Origin of the sequence: Colwellia sp. BRX8-9, from assembly GCF_014077245.1 — a bacterium.
Taxonomy (GTDB): Bacteria; Pseudomonadota; Gammaproteobacteria; order Enterobacterales; family Alteromonadaceae; genus Colwellia_A.
Genome location: NZ_JACGVN010000077.1, coordinates 1 through 279 on the forward strand (window position 1 = coordinate 1; position 279 = coordinate 279).

The 279-nt window shown below is 40.1% G+C and carries 1 pseudogene; it reads left to right on the forward strand.

What is annotated here, in order from left to right:
• A pseudogene (locus H4J70_RS20335) lies at positions 1-279 on the forward strand (transposase); the annotation flags it as partial.

Consider the following 279-nt stretch of genomic DNA (forward strand, 5'->3'; position numbering starts at 1 on the left):
ATCTGATACGCCGTATTATCATATTTGCAGTCAAACCGTTCGCAAAGCCTTTTTATGTGGTGTTGATAAAGAAACCGGTGTCAGTTATGAGCACAGGCGTCATTGGATTGAACAGCGCATTTTTAAATTATCTCAGGTCTTTGCTATTGATATATGTGCTCATGCTGTCATGAATAATCACTTACATTTAGTCCTTCATGTTGATAGTGAACAAGCTAACAACTGGACGACGCTAGAGGTACTGTCCCGTTGGCATAAGTTGTTTAAAGGCACCCTGTT